Annotated in this window: 4 protein-coding genes; 2 read left to right on the top strand and 2 right to left on the bottom strand. The window is 37.9% G+C overall.

The features are described 5' to 3' along the window. The first annotated feature begins 121 nt into the window (after positions 1-121). Positions 122-562, top strand: coding sequence for a lysozyme (locus tag GGG_RS0118490; protein ID WP_010117761.1), 441 nt, complete (start codon positions 122-124; stop codon positions 560-562). Between the two features lie 4 nt (positions 563-566). Here GGG_RS0118490 and GGG_RS0118495 read toward each other — a convergent pair whose 3' ends face one another. Further along, a complete protein-coding gene (locus GGG_RS0118495; protein ID WP_010117763.1) occupies positions 567-1,553 on the bottom strand; it encodes a site-specific integrase in 987 nt (328 codons plus the stop codon). Positions 1,554-1,911: 358 nt separating this feature from the next. Here GGG_RS0118495 and GGG_RS0118500 point away from each other — a divergent pair, with 358 nt between their 5' ends. After that, the gene (locus GGG_RS0118500) at positions 1,912-3,150 is read left to right on the top strand and encodes an integrase arm-type DNA-binding domain-containing protein (protein WP_010117765.1); all 1,239 of its coding nucleotides are present in this window, start codon (positions 1,912-1,914) and stop codon (positions 3,148-3,150) included. Here the strand turns inward: GGG_RS0118500 and GGG_RS0118505 are convergent. Further along, on the bottom strand, positions 3,140-3,312 hold a 173-nt coding region (locus GGG_RS0118505; protein WP_010117766.1), incomplete at its 5' end, for a helix-turn-helix domain-containing protein. The two genes, GGG_RS0118500 and GGG_RS0118505, sit on opposite strands and share 11 nt — an antisense overlap.

A 3,312-nucleotide genomic window follows, 5' to 3' on the forward strand; every position in this document is an offset into this window, starting at 1 on the left:
TTTTTGCCATCTTTGGCATGCTTTGCATTGGTATCGCTTATCAATCTATTCAACTGCTTAAAGGTAAATCATTCAATGAAATCATTGTAGAAGTAAAACAAGCATTCGGAGCAATATTTAAATGAAAATAAGCAACACTGGTATCGATTTAATTTGCTCATTCGAAGGTCTTCGACTCAAAGCCTACGATGATGGTGTCGGCGTTTGGACAATCGGCTACGGTACAACAGTAATTAATGGTGTGAAAGTCAAGAAAGGTGACAAATGTACTGTAGATCAAGCCAAATCATATATGGCACAAGATTTAAAGCAATTTGAATCTGCTGTGAATCAAGTCAAAGTACCACTTAATCAAAACCAGTACGACGCTTTGGTTTCATTAGCTTACAACATTGGTGTAAGTGCATTCTTAAATTCGACTTTGCTTAAAAAGTTAAATGCCAAAGACTACAAAGGGGCGGCTGAACAATTTGATCGATGGAATCGGGCAGGCGGTAAAGTGATGCGAGGGCTTACGAATCGTCGTGCGAAAGAGCGGAAGCTGTTTGAGAAAGCCCTTTAGAGGGCTAATCCAGTCTATTTGCAATTTCTGTAGCTGTAGGGTTGTAATAAACCATCAAGCTTTTAAGGTCTTTGTGTCCAATCATACGAGCTAAATCTAGTACTTCAATTTTTCTTGCCAATCTAGTACATGCTTCATGACGTGAATCGTGAAAATGTAAATCTTCAATTTCACATCGGTTTCTTAGTTTGCGCCATAAAGTATCAAAACTGGCATCATTGATAGTAAATACTCGCTTATCATCAATTCCTTTGAGATATCCAATTAACTCCATAGCTCGCTTAGAAAGGGGTACATTTCGCTTTGTTCCATTCTTGGTTTCAAGTAGCGCAACATAACGATCGGATAAAAATACTCTATCCCAAGTTAGGCCTTTTATCTCACTTGCGCGCATCGCAGTTTCTAAAGCAAACAAAAATGCAATCATAACTTGCTGGGTAAAGTTGTCAGGTGTTGATTCATCCCAACCTGAAGCTAAAACTAATCTTCTAATCTCGTCATCAGAAACACGCCTATCTCTGTGCTTGGCTTGAGGCGGCATGGTTAAATCAGCCATTGGTGATTCATGGATCCATTTCCACTCTTTACGTGCAATCTTAAACAAAGACGAAAGTACATTTGCATCACGTCTTACAGATGATCCTTGAATCTGCTTTAATCGATCATCACGCCATTTCACTAAATCATCAGTTGTAATTTTCGCTATAGGTTTTTTGCATAAAGCAGGGTACATCCGTAAAAATGCAGTTAGACGGTTAGCTTCTCGTAAATGTGATTTCTTTTTTGGACTAACTTCGCTTATATATCGCTCAACAGCTTGCTTAAGTGTATAATCGGGGAGTTTTCCGAGTGCTTGTTCTCTTAGTTCAGTTTCTCGTTTAGATGCCCATGCGCGTGCCTGAGTCTTTGTATCAAATGTCGCACTTTCCCGAGTACCATTGACACTAATCTCAACACGCCAAGCGTCACCTCTTTGTCTAAATGAGGCCATTATTATTCCCAAAAGGTTCGTGGCGTAAATTTGGCGTAATGCCTTTACGCACAATCATAAGGAATAATGAGATAAAAACAAATATTGACTTATAACAATGAAGATAACTAACTAATAAGAAAAGAAAAAATAGGTAATAATGAGGAATAATAAGAAAAGCTTAAACTTTCCGAAGTACCCGCTGGGCGTACCAATTTGATGTTCCTCCTTGTTTCAATTTGTCTCAAAAGCCTTTATATTAAAAGAATACAAGCAAATTCATTGTCGCAGTTTGTCGCATGATGTACCGCCATTTCTCATATATTTAACGGTACTTTATACGGTATACCGCAAAACCTAATTAAAATGTACCGTAAAAATGGCAAAATTAGTTGTAAGTCTTACAGATACGAAGATCAAAGCTGAAATAGCAGCGCAAAAGAAATCCCCTGATAAAGTTAAAAAATTATCAGATGGGAACGGTTTATACTTATATATAGATAAAAAAGGAGGGACCTACTGGCGCTTTGATTATGTTCGACCAATTTCCAAAAAAAGAGCAACTTTAAGTATTGGTGTTTATCCAAGTATCACACTAGCTACCGCAAGAAAGTACCGTGATGAGTACCGTGAAATGCTTGCAGAAAACCGTGATCCATCGGTTGAGAAAAAACTAGAACAAGATCACGCTAAAAATGCACTGGCAAATACCTTTGAACAAGTTGCACGTGAATTCATGAAAACTGAAAACGTCATGCCTTCAACCGCTTCGCGTAATGCATTTTCATATCAACATTTATTTGATGCGATTGGTAAAAGGCCTATTCACGAAATTACAGCACGTGAGCTTTTAACCGTTTGCCAGGTTTATGAGAAACAGGGGAAGTTTGAAGCAGCAAGACGGATGCGATCAAAGGCGAGTCAAGTTTTTAAATATGCAATTGTGCTTGGTATGTGTGACCGCAATGTCGCCATGGATATTCAAGGTGTTTTAAAAACAGGTAAAGTAAAACATCATTCAGCAGTCACAGATCCTGAAGCGTTAGGGCAACTATTATTAAATATAGATGGATATGATAAACGTGGCTCAATCATCACCTGTTATATTTTAAAAATCTTGCCTCAAGTGTTTGTTCGCCCAGGTGAATTACGAATGGCGAAATGGGTAGATATAGACTTAGATAATGCTACATGGTCATATACACCATCAAAAACAGAAAATGCCTTAGGTACTCAACTTGTTGTACCTTTGTCAAAACAAGTTTTAGCCTTATTTAAAGAATTGCATGTGATTACCGGGCACAGTGAATATTGTTTCGCCAATCATTGGGGTAAAACACGAATTCTTAGTGATAGCTCAATTAATAAAGCCCTTAAAAATCTTGGTTTCAAAAATGGTGAAACAACAGGGCATGGCTTTCGAGCGACAGCACGTACTTTATTAGATGAAGTTTTAAAATTCCCGATTGAGCGTATTGAGCAACAAATGGGCCATCAGGTTCGAGACATGCACGGCAGGGCGTACAACAGGACTAAATATTTAGATGAAAGAACAATAATGATGCAGGCTTGGTCTGATTATCTTGATTCATTAAAAGCAAAAGCCCTTACAAATTAAGGGCTTTGATTTGTTCATCGTATGCTTTTGCAAGGTGTTCAGGTAATTCAACTCTTGTGGATCGTGCAAGCTTAACTTTCTTTAAATCACCAGTTTCAAACATTCTATATATAGTTGAACGGTGAACCCCAAGAAGTTTAATGGCTTGAGGTACAGTTAAAA

It is taken from the genome of Acinetobacter sp. P8-3-8 (assembly GCF_000214135.1).
Lineage (GTDB): Bacteria > Pseudomonadota > Gammaproteobacteria > Pseudomonadales > Moraxellaceae > Acinetobacter.

Bases quoted from the DNA above. Each gene is read 5' to 3' on its own strand.
- GGG_RS0118490 (WP_010117761.1), top strand. From the start codon at position 122: ATGAAAATAAGCAACACTGGTATCGATTTAATTTGCTCATTCGAAGGT.
- GGG_RS0118495 (WP_010117763.1), bottom strand. From the start codon at position 1,553: ATGGCCTCATTTAGACAAAGAGGTGACGCTTGGCGTGTTGAGATTAGT.
- GGG_RS0118500 (WP_010117765.1), top strand. From the start codon at position 1,912: ATGGCAAAATTAGTTGTAAGTCTTACAGATACGAAGATCAAAGCTGAA.